Source organism: Solibacillus sp. FSL K6-4121 (assembly GCF_038002585.1).
GTDB lineage: Bacteria > Bacillota > Bacilli > Bacillales_A > Planococcaceae > Solibacillus > Solibacillus faecavium.
The window spans coordinates 1,479,052-1,495,613 of record NZ_JBBOCS010000002.1 but is presented as its reverse complement, the minus strand read 5'-3'; the positions used below and the strand labels follow the sequence as shown (position 1 = coordinate 1,495,613).

Sequence of the window (16,562 nt, the reverse complement as noted above, 5' to 3'; positions counted from 1 at the left end):
GGACCAGAACAAACTCATAAGTTTAATGCAGTAGTAGTAACGCCCCTTCAATAGATTCCCAATGGAGATATAGAATTGATATTGTTGATGAACAAATAAGGGGAATGGCAAAAAATATGCCACCTGAGCAACTAAAAAGTACCTATTTAAATGTTAAACTGACATACTAAGGAGATTTTTTTATGGAGAAAACATTAAATGATTTTAAGACACACAGTAAAGTTCCTAAAGAAATAATAGAAAAATATAAAAACCTTGTTCCAAAAGAAATAATAGACTTGTGGCAGGAATATGGATTTGGAACATTTATGCAAGGATATTTTAAAAGTGTTAACCCAGAAGAGTACATTGATATTTTACAAGAGTGTAGTCAAAGATATAAGGATTCTATAGTGTTATTTGCTACTGGTATGGGAGATTTAGTATTATGGGCTGACGGTTATGTAAGATTGCTTAATTTTAGATATGGAGTACTTAAAACAGTTATGCCAAACTTTTTGTATTTTTTCAAAAGTGTGGATTCAGAAAAATTTCGGAATGAGTATTTAAAGTGGAAACCATATCCTGAAGCTGTGGATCATTGGGGAGAACTATTTTATGAAGATTGCTTCGGTTATACCCCTCTATTAGGTTTAGGTGGAGCAGAAAAAGTAGAGAATCTAAAAAAAGTCAAACTGAAGGAGCATATTCTTATTATTACTGAATTTATGGGACCAATTCAGTAATATTCGGGAGTATGTTATAGAATTAACCATAAACACTTGATTACCTAATTTGGAATCAGGTGTTTTAATCTTTCCTTAGTAATTTCTATTTTTGGTACATTTGCAAATGCTTCGGGTCTTGATAAAGGGATTGCGTTAGCGTCCTTCATTCCAGTAGGAAAAGTTTTGAAAATCCCGAAAGCGATTGATAAAATTGTTGATAGTAACGTGGGTGAGGTTGTTAAGAAGAGTGATGTAGATGAGGTTGTTGGTAAGCCTAGGGGTGAAGATGTTGAGCGTCGTAAGAAGGCTGATATATTAGCTCAGAATCGGGCGAAAGGAAGAGCTTTTGAAGAAGCACAATTACTAGAGTTTGAGAAAACTGCAGATTATATAGTAGAACAAGTAACTATAAAAACAAATCAAGGGACAAAAATTAGAGTTGATGCAATAGGTACTGATAAATCCACTGGTAATATAGTAATTCAAGAATATAAATCATCAACTACAGCACCATTAACTAAAAATCAAGTAAAAGGATTCCCTGAACTACAAAGTGGTGGGGGCAACGTAGTAGGAAAAGGAAACTTTAAAGGTGGTACTCCTATATCTCCTACAAAAGTTGAGATTATCAGACCGGATTAGAGAGGAGAACATTATGTCTATATTAGAAACTAATAAGATTGATGCTATGGGTATCAGCAAGGACGGAGAAGGCTTGATATTGATGCTTGCAGATCATTTGGATTGGAAAAATGAATCGGAACATTTAACTCTTTTGCAAGATAAAATTAATGCATATATAGGCTTTATTGAATCAAATCAGTATTCAGATAACTATCCAGACAGAGTTTTTGAATATTATGTTATTGATGTAAGGTTTAAATATAAAGCAACCGAGAATTACTTAAAATTTTTCGAGGTGATTAATACTCAATTAAGAGAGTATAATATTCAATTGGTAAATAGTGACGTTTAAAATGGATGGAGCAAGAGGCATGAGCAAAAATCAAAAGAACCAAGAACACGAGAAAATCATATTGACTAATATAAAGCATGAGGCGAAAAAACAAAATTTTAAAATAATATCTAATTGTATTTATAAAAAGATAGATGGGGCCTGCGGTAGCTGGAACTTTTGATAAAACAACAGGTAAGTATTACTTTGGAATCAATAATACTTCAGGTAAGATTCCAGAAGAGTTACACCATTTAATAGAACAACGGATTATCAATATGCCAAAAAATATTAAAGAAGGATATACATTTACGTATGGGGCAGGATCTCACGCGGAAGTTTACTCATTAAATCAAGCGGTACTTGCAAACCCACAAGCGAGTACTTCAAATTTTATCACCCATGTAGTACGGTCTGGTAAAAAATTAAAATCGGCAGCTATGATGATGCCAACCTGTCCACATTGTAATTTTATTACTGAAGGATTTGAATCTAGTTCAGAGGTGAAAAAGATTGGAAAATCAAATTGATATATTAAGTAAAGAATATGTTATGGAACATGGGACTAACTTTGACGAAGAGTTATGGTTTACATCCTACAGTGATGAAGTTTTAGATAATCCTGAGGATGAGAATGGGAAACCTTTTACCGGTTTAGCTTATGAATTATATGATAATGGTAACTTGATATACTATACAAATTATGTAAAAGGTTTTATAGAGGGAGAGTTAATAGAGTTTTATAAAAATGGCAATTTAAAATCAGAGAAAAATTTAATTCATGGACAAAGTAATGGTACCGAAAGAATCTGGTATGAAAGTGGAGAATTAAAATTTGAAAGAGAATATAAATTTGGTATAGCTTTTCATTATATAGAATGGGATACTGAAGGTCGTATCATAAAACAAAAACTTTCTCCTACAGAAACAGATTTAAAATTGATTGAATCTTTTTTTAAAAGTGATACTCAATGAAAAAGGTAGATTTAAATAATATGAAATTGATAAATGAATTAACCAATATTCAGAATGAATTGTTACCCAAAGTAAATCTTGAGAATAGCTTTGACGTTAATGAAATCAAAACCATTGCGGGAGTAGATCTAGCTTATTGGGATGTAAATAACACGACGTATGGTACATGCTGTATTGTTATGATTGATTATTCTACAAAGGAAGTTGTCGAAAAAGTATATAGTTATGGAGAAATAAATGTTCCTTATATTTCAGGCTTCCTCGCTTTTCGTGAGTTGCCTTTAGTACTTGAAGCTGCGAAGAAATTATCTAATGAACCTGATTTATATATGTTTGATGGAAATGGGTATTTACATTATCGTCATATGGGAATTGCTACTCATGCTTCAATGTATTTAAAGAAACCAACAATTGGTGTGGCAAAAAGTTATCTTAAAATCCAAGGTGTAGACTCGATTATGCCAAAAAATATAAAAGGATCTTATACCAATATTGTAATTAATAATGAAATATATGGTCGAACTTTAAGAACAACAGAAAATGTAAAACCCATTTTTATTTCCTGTGGGAACTGGATTGACATAGAAACAAGTACTGAAATTGTTCTGAACTGTATTAATAATATGAGTCGTTTACCTATTCCCGTTAGATTAGCAGATATAGAAACCCATAAAATTAGAAAACAATTAATAGAGAATGATTTGGGAGGATAATCTCTATATACAATAAGACATAATGACTAATAAATAATATTTCAGCTAATAAAGTGTTTTCATAGTAATTAACAAGGAAAACAAATAGATTTTTAAGCACTTGAGTGTCTAATTTAGGCGACATGTGCTTTTTTGTTTTCAATATTCCTGGCGAGTGTTAACTTCCAGGTAGAATGCTGGCAATCCTTCTCACCCCGGAATCCGTTAATGATTGCACTGGCCTAACGTATGCAATCGTTGGATCAATTGATTAATATGAATCCATTATTAAATCTTGGAGGAATCGGTGGAGCGAATCCGTATACCCTCCCTGGTCTTTATCAAAATGGTCAGCAGCCTTTAGTTACTTTCGGTCTCAGCGGTGCGATGGTTTCAACAAATTTCGTTTCATTTATGAAGCAAAAAGAAAAAGAAATCGCAAAAGAGCTTTCCGCTACAGCCCCAACAGTAGATTGGACGATGTGAACACGCTCGCTGATAAAGATGCATCATTACTAGATAAAGGAATTGCCGGAGCATCCTTCCTCCCAATAGGAAAAGTTTTGAAAATTCCGAAAGTATTTGGTATGAAGCAACGAAATAAAAAAGTCGTAAAAGAGCTTTCAGCTACAGTCCCAACAGTAGATGATGTGAAAGAAGAGAGGAATGGTTTTCTTAATTCCTTAGGAGATATCGGAAGTGGCACTACAAAAGTCGAAAAAATTTTGTTCGATTTCTTAAAACTTCTTGGAAAAAGGCTTTAGAATCAGGCAAAACAGTTGAAGTTAAAATTGAACCTATTTATAAAGTTAATTCTTCCCGTCCTTCAAAATTTGAAGTTGAATACAAAATTAATAGCAAGAAGTATGAAGTTAATTTAAGCAATTATAATGGAGGTGTTAAATTTAGAGAAAAAACAGATGGAAATAGGACTAAAAGGGATAATGAGAATTTGATTAAAGGGGAAGTTCCAAGCAAATATATTAAGGTTACGTCAAAGGAGTGAGAATTTTGAAACTATACTTTTTAAATGAGTTTTAGGAGATATATGCAATATTAGTGTTGAGGGAATGTGGATTAATGCTCAGATTAACCCTTCGAAAAATATCGACAAATTCAACGATTTTTTTGCAGCGATTGTTGATGAGGAAAAAGATTTTAATGAAAATATTTTTAACGAAGAATGGTTAAATGATAGTAATTGGCATATTATCGATAATGAAAATAGGAAAAAGGGTATATACATACCTGCAGTTTATCCTGGTAGGGGAAATTAACTGGAGGCGGAGATAATTTATAGATAGAATAAAACATACTTTGAGTGGTTTTACGCCTTTCAAGGTTTTTTGTTTAACGGAGTAAGACTAAAAGAAATACATTGGCAAGATTAGAGGTGAAATATAGATGACAGTAGGAATATTAGTAGATTGTTTTTATTACGAATTAGGTCATAGCGATTTTGTACATTCTTTCTTTTCAACAATCTCATATCATTTAGAAAAAGAAGGATGGGGGACAAAATACCCTTTAATTATGAATGAGTTGTATAATGACACACTAAATTGGGATGATGTTTCTGTTGCAAAATCTAATTTAAATGAAATTGAACAGAAATTATCAAAACACTCTCAAGAACATGTTATATGGGATATTGATGATTTATCACAAGAACCTCCGTGGGGGGATAAAATAAGTTCCAAAGTAACTAATCTTGCGAACTATTATGCAACAACGGATGGGAAAACATTCTTTGAAGTGATACGAACAGCGATGGATATGGCAGAAGAAGATAAATGTGATTTGAAAATTCATAAACTATAATTTTTTTAAACCATGGGACGCTATCCCATGATTATTTTATGATACGGAGTGTCGAATACATCACTCTTTATTCTGATAGTAAAGCTAAACTTTATAAGCCCTATTTGAGGCTAAGAGTTTCTAGATGAACACAATAATCCAGACCATTGCCGACCTGAATTACCATCTTCAAGCCATAAAATTAAAGACTGATCGACGATTATTTCGGAGATAAAAATTGTAAAGATGGATAAGGAGGTTTACTTTGAGTATTTCTAATGAGAATAAAATAATTGCAAAGACAGCTCTACATGCTTTAGGGGGTAAACCTTGTGTCTCAAAATACTGGGACGAAAATAATGTCAGTAACATTGATATGCTTTCAACAGTTAATAGACCCTTTGACGGTGTATCATCATACTCAACTATTGGACTATCTGACTATTCAATTGAATTGACTGTTGAAAAAACGCCTTTGCGAATAGAAATAGTTGGCGCAATAGCAACAGATTATAAACAATATCCTAATATATTGGCAAGCTGTGCATTTTGTATTATTAACTCAAAATTTTCAGTTTCCCATGGTTCAGTATTTCGAGATATAATAAAGATGTATTATCCCAATACTGAAATGAAACATGTGTTATTTGTGTCACCTTTCTTGTGGGAAGATTTACATATACTTGAATTTCCAAATAAAAAAGTGGCTTGGCTGCTAGCTGTTCCAATATCTGAGAATGAATATCTATTTGCCCAAGAAAAAGGAACAGATACATTAGAAGAATTATTTGAACAGGAAGAGATAGATATCTTTGATTTAGAAAGAGAATCAATAGTGTAATTTTCTAGTTTATTGACCTTGATTGACTACATTGTCTTTCAAGGTTTTTATATTTTTTTTACACAATATTTGAATCAAAAATTCATGATGGTTATCATACTAACTAAGTAGATAAAAGATTTAAAACAAATTGATTGAGGTGAGAAGAATGGCTGTGGGATTTAAAGTGAAATATTACTGGTATCAAATCGGGCATGGTAATTACTTACACTCTTTTTTCTCTACAATAAGTTATCATTTAGAACAAAATGGATGGGGAACTGAATATCCTTTCTTATTAAATGAACTCTATAATGGGAAACTTGAGAATAAGAATATTGATAGCGCTATAAATGAATTAGAAGCAATTAAAAAGAAATTACAGGATTTTAGCCCATCACAAGTAATATGGGACATTGATAACTTATCTAAAAGTCCGCCTTGGGGTGATAACATTAGTAAGGATATAACAAACTTATCTAATTATTTTATAACAAGTGAGGGTGAGGACTTAATAGATATGTTAATGAAAGCATTAGAGAAGGGACAAAAAACTAATTCTGATGTTTATATAGAAAGCATATAAATATCGTCCATTAGGTTTTTAATTCAAATTTATGTGGAGGTACCAAATATGTACAAGGAATTAGATAATCTTTTATCTGCAGATACAACAGTAGATTCTTGGTATGATGACGGGTTGTATTATAGCAGGCGAGATACTTTTAAAATTTAGTTTAAGTGATTGGGATGAATTATCCAATCAAGTACTTAGTAAATCAATAGAATGGCAGAGAAAAATAGCATATTGTTTGGATAATCAGTGTAATGAGCATGAACTTAATATTTTAATGTCCTTGCTGAATACTGATGATGAAGAATTATTTGCGACTTGTATAGATACATTAAGGAGTTATACAAGCCAAGAAAGTAAAAGAAAGATATTAGGTGGCCCTGAAATTCTGCAACGTATAAATGACCTATTACCAGGTGCCAGTGCACCAGTAAGGAAAATCCTTCAAGACTTTCTGTCTAAAGTTCACGAAGGGTGTGGATTCACACGCTGAGGTAATTACTTTAAATAAAGCATTGAAAGCTAATCCTAACGCTAGTATAGATAATTTTGTTATAAATGTAATTCGTACTGTTCAGAGTAAAACAAAACCAGACAGCTGAAATGATGTATCCTGGATGCTCGCATTGTGCTTATCTTACAGATGAATTTAAAATAATCACGGAGGTTTTAAAAAATGTTAAATGATATATTAACGAAGGAATATATAATACAGAACGGAGTAGAGTTTGAAAATCATTTAGGTTACGGGGGACCTTATAATTTAGGTATAGTAGAGTATACTGATGATAACAAAGAAAAATTGTTTACGGGCATAGCTTACGATATTTATGAAAATGGAAATATAGAGAGTTATTTCTATGTAGAAAATGGTGTTAAACAAGGTAAGTATGTGGAGTTTTTTCTGAATGGTAATATAAAATTAATAGGGAATATGGATAAAAGCTCTGCAGACGGCTATCAGGTTGAGTTTTATGAAAACGGGGCTAAAAAGTATGAGTCTGAATGTATTGCCGGACGTGAGATGACATTTAAAAAGTACGACGTTGAGGGAAATATTATGGAACAAAAAACAGAACCAAGTGAATTCGATTTATTGTATGCCAAAAGGTACAGTAAGGAACCTTAATATTGCCCTCCCTGGTCTTTATCAAAATGGTCAACAACCTTTAAGTAATTTTGGTCTCAGCGGCCAGTTAGATGGCTCTCGAAAAGATGCACGAAATTTAGTCACACTTTATCAGACACCTGTAAACTCAACTGTTATGAGAGATTTTGAGAGTTCTGTTCGAGCAGTTGTTGAAAAAGGTAAAGTTGTAAGATACCAATCAATTCCGATCTATGAGAGCAATAATTTAATGCCTAAAGGTGTTACGTTAAAAGCAAGGGGAACAAATGGTTTTTCTTTAGATGTTACAGTAATAAATATGAAATAGGAGTCGATTTATTTGGATAAATTAATTAAAATACTCCCCCCTCCAAAAATTTCACAAAAAACTGGGGATAAAGAACAATGGCGAAAATTTTTTGACACTCTTGGTACGGAACTGCCTTCAGATTATGTAAAATTTATTGAAACTTATGGTACGGGTGGTATTGACAATTTCTTGTGGATATTAACTCCTTTTGTAAATGATGAAAATGTAAATTATCTTGTTAGGCAGAAGGAAATGACAGATGCATATATTCAATCTAAGAAAAATTTCCCACAATATTATAAACATGAAGTTTACCCTTCAAGTGAGGGGATACTTCCATGGGCTTACACGGATAATGGTGACGAATTGTACTGGTTAACAGATGGAAAACCTGCTGAATGGAAAATTGTGGTGTATGAATCAAGATCACCAGAGTATTATACTTACTCACTTCCAATGGTAGAATTTTTATATCAAATAATAACGAAAGAATTAATATGCAATGCATTCCCTGATGACTTTCCAAGTGATGAAACTACATTTGTTTCAGTAAATGTTGAGTAGTTATTTAACCTTGATTGGCTATATGCCTTTCAAGGTTTTTTAACTTTAAGAATTTTATGATTAGAAACAAAATCACTTTTGAATCAAAAACCCATGATGGTTAGCAAACTTATGAGATTGGTTACAGTGACATTTAAATAAACAACCACACCCTAACTACTCGATTTATATTTTGCACACGAGATGACAAAGCTCGTACTAAAAAGAGGGGAATGGTTTTCTTAATTTCCTAGGAGATGTCGGAAGTGGCGCGACAAAAGTCGGAAAAGGTTTGTTGGATTTCTTACTATTGGACGATGTGAACACGCTAGAAGATAAAAATGCTTCGGGCCTTGATAAAGGTATTGCTTTAGCATCCTTCATTCCAATAGGGGAATTTTTGAAAATACCGAAAGCGATTGATAAAATTGTAGATAGTAACGTGGGAAAGCTGAAGAATTAGGTTATAAGCCACAAACAAAAGAATTTAGTGACTTTATCAAAAAATAGGTTAATCCAAGAAATATTCCATCTTCAGTTATTGAAGACGCTATAATGAATACGAAAAAGACACCTGGTAATAGAAGATCGTTCGTTCATGAAGCAAAGGATGTCAAAGTATTAGACGATGTTATTACAGTTATACCGAAATAATCAATAAAAGGATGAAGACGAATGTTTATAAAGTATGATGAGTACGATCTATTAGAACTTTTTCAAAGTGAGCCGGTTAGTATATCGGGTAATATAGATGATGGAGAATTAATTTATACTTACAAAGATGACCAAAATTTCAAGGTGATTTTAACCTTAGATGTATATCAACAAACGAGTAGTCTAACCATTACATTTAATGATTCTATAGTATTTACAGGGGATTTAAATAATGTAACAAGTATAAAAAAAGATGACAAAGTTATGGTAATAAATGTGGGGGAAGAAGAAAAATTAAAGGTTAAATTTTTTAAACAAGTTGGAGTGGAATTGCTTTAAAATAGCCATAAAGTATTAGAAAGAGTATAAAAACCTATTATGATATTCTTACCTATAAACAGTAGGTGAAGTAGTGGATATTTATATAATGTAATTGTTATCATACCTTGACTGGCTTTATGCCTTTCAAGTTTTTTTCTTAACTAAAAGAAGTTTGTGGTAAAAAAAGTAATATAGTGAATTATTTTGCAACAACCAACGGGAAAACATTTTTGAAGTGTTACGTACAGCAATGGATGTGGCAGAGGAAGATAAAGGTGATTTGAAAATTCTTAACCTATAACTATTTTAACAATGGAATACTATCCCATGTTTTTTTATGATACAGAGTGTAGAGTACAATTACTCTTTATTTTTTGATTGAATTCGACGTGTCGCAAACAGGTGCTTTAACGACGATTCAAACAAGTGGCGCTACAAAAGTCTGAAAACGAAAGCGATTGATAAAATTGTAGATAGTAACGTGGGTGAGGTTGTTATGAAGAGTGACTTGGATGAGGTTGTTGGGAAGGGTTCGGGTAAATCCGGAAAGGTAAATCAGACGCAATTAAAGATTAGAGATGAGGTAGAAACCGGAAAGAGCTCTTTAAAAACCAACAAACATAAAGGGAATTACGGTGAAATGAAGATGGTTGTTCATTATGAAAGCAAAGGCTATAAAGGCATCGACGGTGTTTATGAAGATTCAAATCCTCCGCCACAATTTATAATTGCAGAAGCGAAATGTCTTAGAATCAGTCCTTGACTCTGCTGAAAAAGTGAAAAAATAAAGGAGCTACTTATGAGAGATAAATTAAAAGATCGAGAATATTTTAATGTTATATAGATTATCAAAATCAACGAATAGATAAATTTGAAGGTTTATTAGAACAATTAATAAATGAAAAGGGAACAGAATTTAAGGGAGTTAGAACGGGCAAGTTATCCCTAGTGAATTTTTATCTCGATAAGATGAATGCTTTGTATTCTCTAGGGGCCCCCGTTAAAGAAATAAAGCAGTTATTTCCTAAGGTTATTCAGTATTTTACAGATATATGGAATAAAGAAGGCAGTTATTCAAATTTATTAAAGATAATGTCTTTAGCAATTTTATTTAACATTTCTAAAGATCAGTTAAAAGGTTTATTAGATTTAATAAAAAAAGAACAGTTAAATGATAAATTGATCGATTTTTTAGTGCAGTATATTGATTCAGACTGGGAAAATAACGGATCGGAATACCTGTTTTCAAATCCATATGGATATGTTCAAAATATTATTGAGGCGGAAAATCAAAATACAGCTTTGGAGTTGTTAAAAGTTTATCTGGAAAAAGAATGGTATAAAGGGCAAAATGATACAGGATGGTATGAATCTCATAAAGGCAATAAAGATATCTATAGTGGCTATTGGAGCTATGAAAGTGGTGCAGTTGCAAAAATCCTTCGATTAGATGATACGCTATTAAGAGAAGTTCCATACTATCCTTATGATTTGGTTCATTTTGAAGAATGATAATATAAATATAATTCATTAATATAGCACCTTGATTGGCAATTGCCTTTCAAGATTTCTTTTTTTGTGGGTCTGCCCAGTAAAATGGAAAGTGAGGCTTGTAATTTTTTTATAAAACATTACTGTAATTTTGAGCATATCGTAAGGTCGGGTAAGAAACTAAAACTAGCTGGTATGATAATGCCGACCTTCCTACATTGAAATTGTATTACTGAAGGATTTGAATCTAATTCAGAGGTGAAAAAAGGTGGAAAATAAAAAAGATATACTAAGTAAAGAATATGTATTAAATCATGGTATAAATTTTGATGAAGAATTATGGTTTACCTCGTACGGCGACGAAGTACTAGACAATCCAGAAGATGAGGGAGGTATGCCATTTACAGGTTTAGCTTATGAATTATTTGATAATGGAAGTATTGCCTATTATTGCTATTATAAAAATGGTTTTAAAGAAGGGGATTATATTAAATTTCACAATAATGGAAAAGTGAAATCTTCAGATTACATGGTAAAAGGACAAACGAGGGGTATAAGAAAAATTTGGTATGAAAGTGAAGAAATTAAATTTTTAGGAGAGTATAAATTTGGCATTTGTTTAAAATATATTGAATGGGATAAGCAAGGAAACATAATTGGAATAAAAGATACCCCGACAAAAGATGAAGTTGAACTAATTGCCCGACTTTCTGAAGGTAATGAGGATGAATAAGTTTGATGAAAATATATTAATCGTGGGAATTTTAGTGATTTCTAAGTAATGATTACAGTTCGAAAACGTTGAGTAAGAAAAATAATAACACGGAGTTGAAACACATGTTATTAGTACCTAAAGCACTTGAGAATATTATTGTAGGTGTATTAATTAATAATCATTTCAAATGGTATGTTTCCAAAAAAGATATTTGGTTTTTAGATAGAAAAAAACTAGAAGAGGCATATAAAAAGAAATTTAAAGAAATGGGAATTGCATATACTGGTCCATTTATCGAAGAAGATGATGAAAGGAAAGGCATAGATATATTAGATGAGGATTCATATGCAGAATTTGCGCCAAGAATGGCAAAGTATGCTGTTTCAGCAAAAGAATTAAGAGAAAGGCTTAAGTTAAATTTACTTACTGAAACGAAAGAGGACACTTTTTATAGTTTTATGCCTTCTTTATTCGTAAATTTCGATAAAAGAGAGCTGTACTCTCTTTATTCAGAACCAGCTTCCTACGAGGATTTTGTACCTGAAAATTGGACAGGACGCTACGAAGATTTTTTATCATACATAGATAGAGCAGAAAAGTACTGGTATGATGAAAATGAGATTGTCCTATTAAATTTTGAGGGAGGCAGTTGCAATTGACTGCTTCTTTTTTGTTATCCATAATTATTCGGACGGAAAAATGAGCACCGGTAAAAGGGTAAGTAAAACAAAAGCCGAATTCGCTAAGAAAGCGAATTCGGCTTATTTGTGCACAACAATAGCTGCCTGGTGGAGCCACAGACGGTCATGAATCGGCATACCTAAACCATACTCCAGGATTTGAATGAGCTTTATCATTTGAACATTGAGCTTTAAAAGTTAAGAGCTTTGAATTTTGATATTTCAGCTTTGACCTTTATACTTTGAACTTTTCTATTAAAAATTCATCTATTAATTGTAGGTTGAGTGACTGTTTGGTTGTTTCAACTCGCACACAGTCAAAGCACGAGCGCCGATCCGTTTACTGTTTTCGCTACGCTATGCAAATTATTAGTTAGATCTCAATAAATGTTGTGGCATTTGATTCTGATAATACAGCGTCTACTTCTGACTCAAATTCCTCGATTTTCGCTGCAAGCTCGTCAATGGTTTTCTTTACTTGCATCGGGTCGATCAATTCATATTCATTGCGCTTCATAAAAGTATCGGTATGAAGCTTCACTTCGTCTGAGGATGATTGCTTTTCCTTGCTGCCCAAAATATTAATCAGGTAATTTTCAAGCTTTTCTGGAAGGGCCTCATTTGCAGCTGTTACTTCGTCGATTGCTTCAAAATATTGGCGGCGTAGATGATTCAGTAAATCCTTCTCATATGCAATTGATTGTTTACGTTCAATTGCTTCAGCCACTGTCATTTCATTTACTCCAATTTTAACGATTGTTTTAGCATTTGATTCGACAACGAGTGCTTTTAGTTTATTGCGGTATTGAATAAGGCTTGTGACTTTGTCATACGAACCTTGCATTTCTTTTTTGTATTCATCAATTGACATGCCTTCAATTTTTTCGTTGCTTTTTCGGTTTGCTCGAGCCAGCACTACGCGGTACGTAGCCGATTGGATCCGTTCACCAAGCATTTTTAACTCAGATAGTGCACGATGCAGCGATATTCTTTTCGTCTCCATGATGAACCTCCATACAATAAAAATTTAGTAGATTATACTATAACATAACTGCTCTCAATTTCACTATATAGGGAAATATTAGGAGATAAAGAAAGTGATTGAAAGTAATAAACCGTTTTCTCGAACCGTGTTAATAATCATTCCCCACATTCATATACTTTTCTATTGATTATTTTATAGAGGGAGGAGCTTTGTGGAGGTTTTTGTTAGACCGGGTGATTCTTTTTGGTATTATAGCCAAGTTTTTAATCTTCCTTATCAGCTAATTATTGATTCAAATCGTAATTTAAATGCACAGGCACTAATCCCGAACCAACCTGTCCAAATTCCCGGCTATGTAACAAATCCATATACGGTTCAACCGGGAGATAGCGTTTGGTCGATTGCACAAAGAATTAATTTGCCGATGGATGCGATTTTTCTGGTTAATCCACGTATCAGTCCATATGTACTTCAAGTCGGTATCCAATTACTATTACCTGTTCGTGTAACATGGCTAGTTGTAAATGGTAAACAAAATTATGATTACAGCACGATGGTACAGGATATTCGTACATTGCAGGCAATCTATCCATTCCTAGTAAATGAGCCGATTGGAAATTCTGTATTAGAAAAAGAAATTCCAGGACTCACGATTGGAAAAGGGCAGAAACGTGTTCATTTTAATGCTTCTTTTCATGCCAATGAATGGATTACAACACCGATTGTTATGACGTTTCTTAATGAGTACCTACTGTCGCTAACGAATAATGGTTCAATACGAGGGCTTTATACATTGCCATTGTATAATCAAACAAGTTTAAATATCGTGCCTATGGTAAATCCGGATGGAGTGGATTTAGTACTGAACGGACCTCCGGAAGATGCAACAATCCGCAATAATTTAATCGAATGGAATGGGGGGAGTACGGATTTCTCTGGTTGGAAAGCAAACATTAATGGGGTTGATTTGAATGACCAGTTTCCTGCTGAATGGGAACTGGAAAGAGAAAGAAATCCGAAAACACCAGGTCCACGCGATTATGGTGGGGAAAGTCCGCTATCTCAACCAGAGTCCATTGCAATGGCCGAGCTAACGGTTGAACGGGATTTTGCTCGTGTGTTGGCTTTTCATACACAAGGGCAAGTTATTTTTTGGGGATTCATGGGATTGGAGCCTCCTGAAACAGAACAGCTTGTCAACGAGTTTGCCAGGGTTAGTGGATATGAGCCGATACAGACAATCGAAAGCTATGCTGGTTATAAAGATTGGTTTATTCAAGACTGGCGTCGCCCAGGTTTCACAGTAGAACTAGGTCTTGGAACGAACCCTTTACCAATCAGCCAGTTTGGTGAAATTTATGAAGAAGCATTAGGGATTTTCTTAAGTGCACTTTATATGTAAATGAAATCCCCCCGTTACCACTTGTGATGGAACGGGGGGATACTTTTATGAATTTAAGTTTTCATCAATTTCCAGGATGTTTTGCTTTAGTTCATCTAGTTTGGATTTATTTTGCTCAACAATATCCATATGTTCCTGTTTTTGTTCTGCATTGGCAAGTGCATTTTCGGTACGCTCCAATGAATTGAATGCATGTTCTACTGCAAATTCTTCTGGGTGGGACATTGCCTGTTTTACTGCTCGCTCTGTTCTTTCAACTGAGTTGGATAGTAAACTAATCGGGTGATTTTGTTTCCAGCTAGGTGTGCCTGAACTTTTTTTAGCCACTGTTCCTCATCCTTTCCGTCTTCGGGACTGTTTTCACTGTTAGTATTGATCCTGATGAGTAATCCATCCGTCAAAAAAATTGCCAGTAAATGAATTCAAAAAGGACTTTGCTTTAAGAATAAATGAAGTAATTCGTACCATACTAATTTGGATTTCACTTTAAACATAGGGAGGCGGAACGAATGAGCAAAAAGGGTGCATTAGATCCGAAATCTCAAAAAATCCACCAAAACTGGACAAGAAATAAGCATCAGAAATCTCAGGTTAATGGTCAAACAGAGGTTACTCTGCAAAACCAAATATTGAGAATTAATGCGAAAGCTAAACAGTTCTAACCTTTGTTAAGAAGTAAATCAGGCCTTCACCAACAGTAGTATTCTGTTGTGAAGGCCCTTTTACTTTTTACTTATAATTTTTTACTTTTACCCTTTTCTACAAGGCGATGTAGTTCATTTAATTCATTTGCGATTTCTTCTCTCATTTTGTTTGGAGCAATTTTTTCATTCTTAGGTGTTTGAGGTAACGACCTCTTATTAGTTCCTTTGCTTGTGCTGTCGTCTCTGCCCATTTCGTATTCTCCTTTCGATTGGATTCCTTCTTAATATGGCATGAGATCAGTTTTTTATCACAAAAAGTAGGGAAGTAAACGAAGATGGAAAAAGGCATAAAACCCCCAATACTGAGCACATTAAATCAGTAGGAGGTGGAGAAAATGAGCAAAAACAACAAAAAGACATTGAATGAAAGAACACATAATCCTTTTGCTACTTATAAAGAACTGCATCATAACAAAACAAGTCATGATCGAAATCCAGAAGACAATGTAGCTGAATTTGCAGAAGAATTTGATGCCAAACTAAAAAATAAAAACAATAAAACAAATCATGACAAAAATCAGCAGTCCAACAAAAAATAGTTAATCTTGATTTTCTTTTCAAATAAAAAAGAGCCTTAATTAAAGGCTCTTTAATAATATGGAGAAAGGTAAAACTATCCCATATATACACTTTCACATGTTCCGGCTACAGGCTCGTAAAAACAATGTTGTTTAAATTGCCCTGTAAATGGTTGCCCATACCATGTAGGAGGACATTCCCCTGAAGGATTAAAATACCAGAGGGCATATTTTGCTGGATGGTCTCTCCAAAAATCTAATGTTTGCCTTGCCAAACGTTGTTCAGTAGGTCTTGCACGCTGATAAAACATATTTCCTTTTTGAACTGCTTCAAAAGAATAGTTATTTCCCTGAACTTGAAAAATAACCTGCTCTACTGTTCTGACGTCTCTAAAGTCTAAACAATCCGCGACAACTCGATTTACAATTACATTCCCAACATATAACATCCCTTGCTTACCTTCACCTTCAGCCTCAGCTCGCATCATTCTTGCCATCAAATCGACATCTGCATCTCGGTACTTAACTCTTGGCATTTTTTCACCTCATATTTATAGTATGAAAAAGTTTGCTAGGATGCGCATATCTTAATTAGTTTTGTATAAAAA

At 33.4% G+C, this 16,562-nt stretch carries 30 protein-coding genes and 2 pseudogenes; 28 read left to right on the top strand and 4 right to left on the bottom strand.

Features of this window, described 5'->3' with window-relative positions; all coding sequences use genetic code 11:
• Positions 1-44 precede the first annotated feature (44 nt).
• From MHH95_RS17240 to MHH95_RS17125, 25 genes and pseudogenes are all read left to right on the top strand, one after another.
• A pseudogene (locus tag MHH95_RS17240) lies at positions 45-170 on the top strand (polymorphic toxin type 15 domain-containing protein); the annotation flags it as partial.
• 12 nt (positions 171-182) lie between these two features.
• Positions 183-725 carry a T6SS immunity protein Tdi1 domain-containing protein gene (locus tag MHH95_RS17235; protein ID WP_340728595.1) on the top strand — a complete coding sequence of 181 codons (543 nt, stop codon included), beginning with the start codon at positions 183-185 and terminating at the stop codon, positions 723-725.
• 165 nt (positions 726-890) lie between these two features.
• A complete protein-coding gene (locus MHH95_RS17230; RefSeq protein WP_340728594.1) occupies positions 891-1,349 on the top strand; it encodes a toxin in 459 nt (152 codons plus the stop codon).
• Between the two features lie 13 nt (positions 1,350-1,362).
• Positions 1,363-1,683, top strand: a complete 321-nt coding sequence (locus tag MHH95_RS17225) for a DUF6572 domain-containing protein (RefSeq protein ID WP_339213312.1) — start codon at positions 1,363-1,365, stop codon at positions 1,681-1,683.
• Positions 1,684-1,817: 134 nt separating this feature from the next.
• Entirely contained in the window at positions 1,818-2,192 is a 375-nt protein-coding gene (locus MHH95_RS17220) for a YwqJ-related putative deaminase (protein WP_340728593.1), read from the top strand.
• On the top strand, positions 2,176-2,637 hold the full coding sequence (locus tag MHH95_RS17215; protein ID WP_340728592.1) for a toxin-antitoxin system YwqK family antitoxin: 462 nt from the start codon (positions 2,176-2,178) through the stop codon (positions 2,635-2,637). Before MHH95_RS17220 ends, MHH95_RS17215 begins: the two co-directional genes overlap by 17 nt.
• Positions 2,634-3,350: an endonuclease V gene (locus MHH95_RS17210; protein ID WP_340728591.1), complete on the top strand. Its 717-nt coding sequence runs from the start codon at positions 2,634-2,636 to the stop codon at positions 3,348-3,350. The genes MHH95_RS17215 and MHH95_RS17210 overlap by 4 nt, the downstream gene beginning before the upstream one ends.
• Positions 3,351-3,605: 255 nt before the next feature.
• Positions 3,606-3,815 carry a hypothetical protein gene (locus tag MHH95_RS17205; protein ID WP_340728590.1) on the top strand — a complete coding sequence of 70 codons (210 nt, stop codon included), beginning with the start codon at positions 3,606-3,608 and terminating at the stop codon, positions 3,813-3,815.
• A complete protein-coding gene (locus tag MHH95_RS17200) occupies positions 3,803-4,093 on the top strand; it encodes a hypothetical protein (protein ID WP_340728589.1) in 291 nt (96 codons plus the stop codon). The genes MHH95_RS17205 and MHH95_RS17200 overlap by 13 nt, the downstream gene beginning before the upstream one ends.
• Before the next feature lie 26 nt (positions 4,094-4,119).
• Positions 4,120-4,335, top strand: coding sequence for a hypothetical protein (locus MHH95_RS18660; protein ID WP_445683029.1), 216 nt, complete (start codon positions 4,120-4,122; stop codon positions 4,333-4,335).
• A gap of 64 nt (positions 4,336-4,399) precedes the next feature.
• The gene (locus tag MHH95_RS17195; protein ID WP_340728588.1) at positions 4,400-4,606 is read left to right on the top strand and encodes a hypothetical protein; all 207 of its coding nucleotides are present in this window, start codon (positions 4,400-4,402) and stop codon (positions 4,604-4,606) included.
• A 127-nt stretch (positions 4,607-4,733) separates the two neighbouring features.
• On the top strand, positions 4,734-5,150 hold the full coding sequence (locus tag MHH95_RS17190; RefSeq protein ID WP_339213302.1) for an immunity 70 family protein: 417 nt from the start codon (positions 4,734-4,736) through the stop codon (positions 5,148-5,150).
• Between the two features lie 114 nt (positions 5,151-5,264).
• Positions 5,265-5,383 (top strand): annotated as a pseudogene (locus MHH95_RS17185) (hypothetical protein); the annotation flags it as partial.
• A gap of 11 nt (positions 5,384-5,394) precedes the next feature.
• Positions 5,395-5,970 carry a suppressor of fused domain protein gene (locus MHH95_RS17180; protein WP_340728587.1) on the top strand — a complete coding sequence of 192 codons (576 nt, stop codon included), beginning with the start codon at positions 5,395-5,397 and terminating at the stop codon, positions 5,968-5,970.
• A gap of 148 nt (positions 5,971-6,118) precedes the next feature.
• The gene (locus MHH95_RS17175; RefSeq protein WP_339213298.1) at positions 6,119-6,535 is read left to right on the top strand and encodes an immunity 70 family protein; all 417 of its coding nucleotides are present in this window, start codon (positions 6,119-6,121) and stop codon (positions 6,533-6,535) included.
• Positions 6,536-6,641: 106 nt separating this feature from the next.
• Positions 6,642-7,016 carry a hypothetical protein gene (locus MHH95_RS17170; RefSeq protein ID WP_340728586.1) on the top strand — a complete coding sequence of 125 codons (375 nt, stop codon included), beginning with the start codon at positions 6,642-6,644 and terminating at the stop codon, positions 7,014-7,016.
• A 183-nt stretch (positions 7,017-7,199) separates the two neighbouring features.
• Positions 7,200-7,652, top strand: coding sequence for a toxin-antitoxin system YwqK family antitoxin (locus MHH95_RS17165; protein WP_339213294.1), 453 nt, complete (start codon positions 7,200-7,202; stop codon positions 7,650-7,652).
• Positions 7,624-7,959 carry a DNA/RNA non-specific endonuclease gene (locus MHH95_RS17160; RefSeq protein ID WP_339213292.1) on the top strand — a complete coding sequence of 112 codons (336 nt, stop codon included), beginning with the start codon at positions 7,624-7,626 and terminating at the stop codon, positions 7,957-7,959. Before MHH95_RS17165 ends, MHH95_RS17160 begins: the two co-directional genes overlap by 29 nt.
• A gap of 12 nt (positions 7,960-7,971) precedes the next feature.
• On the top strand, positions 7,972-8,505 hold the full coding sequence (locus tag MHH95_RS17155; protein ID WP_339213290.1) for an SMI1/KNR4 family protein: 534 nt from the start codon (positions 7,972-7,974) through the stop codon (positions 8,503-8,505).
• A 274-nt stretch (positions 8,506-8,779) separates the two neighbouring features.
• The gene (locus MHH95_RS17150; protein ID WP_339213288.1) at positions 8,780-8,947 is read left to right on the top strand and encodes a hypothetical protein; all 168 of its coding nucleotides are present in this window, start codon (positions 8,780-8,782) and stop codon (positions 8,945-8,947) included.
• Positions 8,948-9,159: 212 nt separating this feature from the next.
• Positions 9,160-9,477 carry a hypothetical protein gene (locus MHH95_RS17145; protein WP_339213286.1) on the top strand — a complete coding sequence of 106 codons (318 nt, stop codon included), beginning with the start codon at positions 9,160-9,162 and terminating at the stop codon, positions 9,475-9,477.
• Positions 9,478-9,955: 478 nt separating this feature from the next.
• Entirely contained in the window at positions 9,956-10,222 is a 267-nt protein-coding gene (locus tag MHH95_RS17140; RefSeq protein ID WP_340728585.1) for a hypothetical protein, read from the top strand.
• A 77-nt stretch (positions 10,223-10,299) separates the two neighbouring features.
• Positions 10,300-10,971 carry a PoNi-like cognate immunity protein gene (locus MHH95_RS17135; RefSeq protein ID WP_339216943.1) on the top strand — a complete coding sequence of 224 codons (672 nt, stop codon included), beginning with the start codon at positions 10,300-10,302 and terminating at the stop codon, positions 10,969-10,971.
• A gap of 247 nt (positions 10,972-11,218) precedes the next feature.
• Positions 11,219-11,683 (top strand): toxin-antitoxin system YwqK family antitoxin, encoded by a 465-nt coding sequence (locus MHH95_RS17130; RefSeq protein ID WP_339213282.1) that lies wholly within the window; start codon positions 11,219-11,221, stop codon positions 11,681-11,683.
• A gap of 104 nt (positions 11,684-11,787) precedes the next feature.
• Positions 11,788-12,324 carry a hypothetical protein gene (locus MHH95_RS17125; RefSeq protein ID WP_339213280.1) on the top strand — a complete coding sequence of 179 codons (537 nt, stop codon included), beginning with the start codon at positions 11,788-11,790 and terminating at the stop codon, positions 12,322-12,324.
• Between the two features lie 394 nt (positions 12,325-12,718).
• On the opposite strand, the gene MHH95_RS17120 is transcribed toward MHH95_RS17125, so the two are convergent.
• On the bottom strand, positions 12,719-13,348 hold the full coding sequence (locus tag MHH95_RS17120; RefSeq protein WP_251686599.1) for a hypothetical protein: 630 nt from the start codon (positions 13,346-13,348) through the stop codon (positions 12,719-12,721).
• A 193-nt stretch (positions 13,349-13,541) separates the two neighbouring features.
• Here MHH95_RS17120 and MHH95_RS17115 point away from each other — a divergent pair, with 193 nt between their 5' ends.
• Positions 13,542-14,732 (top strand): M14 family metallopeptidase, encoded by a 1,191-nt coding sequence (locus MHH95_RS17115; protein WP_340728584.1) that lies wholly within the window; start codon positions 13,542-13,544, stop codon positions 14,730-14,732.
• Positions 14,733-14,777: 45 nt separating this feature from the next.
• Here the strand turns inward: MHH95_RS17115 and MHH95_RS17110 are convergent, their stop codons facing one another.
• Positions 14,778-15,059 carry a hypothetical protein gene (locus MHH95_RS17110; protein ID WP_191700419.1) on the bottom strand — a complete coding sequence of 94 codons (282 nt, stop codon included), beginning with the start codon at positions 15,057-15,059 and terminating at the stop codon, positions 14,778-14,780.
• A gap of 182 nt (positions 15,060-15,241) precedes the next feature.
• Here MHH95_RS17110 and MHH95_RS17105 point away from each other — a divergent pair, with 182 nt between their 5' ends.
• Positions 15,242-15,394 carry a YpzG family protein gene (locus MHH95_RS17105; RefSeq protein ID WP_191700418.1) on the top strand — a complete coding sequence of 51 codons (153 nt, stop codon included), beginning with the start codon at positions 15,242-15,244 and terminating at the stop codon, positions 15,392-15,394.
• Positions 15,395-15,465: 71 nt separating this feature from the next.
• Here the strand turns inward: MHH95_RS17105 and MHH95_RS17100 are convergent, their stop codons facing one another.
• Positions 15,466-15,627 carry a hypothetical protein gene (locus MHH95_RS17100; protein WP_340728583.1) on the bottom strand — a complete coding sequence of 54 codons (162 nt, stop codon included), beginning with the start codon at positions 15,625-15,627 and terminating at the stop codon, positions 15,466-15,468.
• A gap of 144 nt (positions 15,628-15,771) precedes the next feature.
• Between MHH95_RS17100 and MHH95_RS17095 the strand changes: the two genes are divergently transcribed.
• Positions 15,772-15,975, top strand: coding sequence for a hypothetical protein (locus tag MHH95_RS17095; RefSeq protein WP_340728582.1), 204 nt, complete (start codon positions 15,772-15,774; stop codon positions 15,973-15,975).
• Positions 15,976-16,049: 74 nt separating this feature from the next.
• Here the strand turns inward: MHH95_RS17095 and MHH95_RS17090 are convergent, their stop codons facing one another.
• Positions 16,050-16,490, bottom strand: a complete 441-nt coding sequence (locus tag MHH95_RS17090) for a cell wall hydrolase (RefSeq protein WP_191700415.1) — start codon at positions 16,488-16,490, stop codon at positions 16,050-16,052.
• Positions 16,491-16,562: the final 72 nt, after the last annotated feature.